Source organism: Litorimonas sp., from assembly GCA_029936425.1.
Lineage (GTDB): Bacteria > Pseudomonadota > Alphaproteobacteria > Caulobacterales > Maricaulaceae > Litorimonas.
On sequence record JAPYSU010000129.1, the window covers coordinates 1 to 1,277 of the forward strand.

Genomic DNA, 1,277 nt, shown 5'->3' on the forward strand with positions numbered 1-1,277 from the left:
GTCCAGCCCGTGAAGGTAGTGAGCAATCTTTGCGGTGGAGCCCTTACCAAGAATTTGGCGGACCTGGTATGGGTTTACTGGTTTCCGGCTTTCCTGCAGCTCTTCAACGGCTCTGATGATGTCTGCTTCGCTGATACTGGCTGGCCTACCCATACGTGCACCTTCCTATCTATTAAAAACAATAACTTAGACAACTAAGCGCGGACGGCGAGCTGTCTTGGTCAGTTTCTGAGTTTCATTTTATTAATTATATACTAACGAAACAAAAGAAACACAAAAGAAAACAAGGAAGAATAAAAGCGCGATAATAGGCATTATCCCACCTTATGGGTGTATAATGGTGGGAGAGGGCGTTTTTTGAGGCTTTCTGGAGGGTAAGACTAAAGAAATGCAAATAAGATCGTCAGGCTCGACCAGGAGTAATCTCAACGGTCTGCTCGTGCGGGGCCAATTTCTTCACACCAGGCCTGGAGGAAGTATCAGGCCCAGCCAGTATAGTGATGGGGTCTGAAGACACCAATCCGCAATGTTTTCGAAAAAAATAGCCTGCGGTATTTGGTTAAAAAAGCAACCAGACCTTGGCGGCCATGATTTCCAGTGTACTGTGTTCGTAAATGACTGATTGGAGATGTACTGATGGCTCTGGGAAAATTTGAGAATGGAATCGCGGCCCATAAGAACGCAGTGGCGGATGCGATTGAACATCATGGTATCCATGTTCGGCATGTACCAGGCTACGCCTACACGGTGGGGTGCTCAGATATAGGATTGCCAGAGCTGCTGGTCGAAAAGATGCCGCGCGAGCAAAGTGATGAACTGCTGAGGCTTTTGTTTCTCGCGGCTGAACGGCGGGACACCCCGGCTAAGTCATGGGATGAGGTCGCTGTGGTCACTCCAAAGCCAGGTTTTGAGTCACTTTCGGTTGATCAGGTTAAGACGCGGTTGTTTGATGCGAGAACCCACTATGGGCATTGGAAGATTTCTGCAGTGAAAGTATTGGTGCCGGGAGTGCCTCGTGACTGAAGAGCGATTAGTGGATTTTCAATCTGCGAAAGAGGCCAGAGAGCGTCTCCGGGAAATCATCGCTTTTAACAGCCAAAACGGTTTTATTTTTGTTGAAGAAAGCTGGAGAGACATAGGGTTTGCAACGGTGTACGTGGTGGACAGAGATATCAACACTATTCATGTGTTCCCCTGGGCGCCGGAGAAAGTCTCTATAGAAATTCCGGCGGAATCGCTGCCTTGGGAGCTTCTAAATCTATCCTTTGAGGTAATTG

The 1,277-nt window shown here is 48.1% G+C and carries 2 protein-coding genes; both read left to right on the plus strand.

The features are described from left to right. Positions 1 to 636 precede the first annotated feature (636 nt). Complete coding sequence (locus tag ACN0IC_RS15530; RefSeq protein ID WP_041336188.1) at positions 637 to 1,023, plus strand: DUF4262 domain-containing protein; 387 nt, start codon at positions 637 to 639, stop codon at positions 1,021 to 1,023. Next, positions 1,016 to 1,277 (plus strand): hypothetical protein (locus ACN0IC_RS15535; protein WP_416879656.1); only part of this gene is annotated, 262 nt, incomplete at its 3' end. The genes ACN0IC_RS15530 and ACN0IC_RS15535, both read left to right, overlap by 8 nt.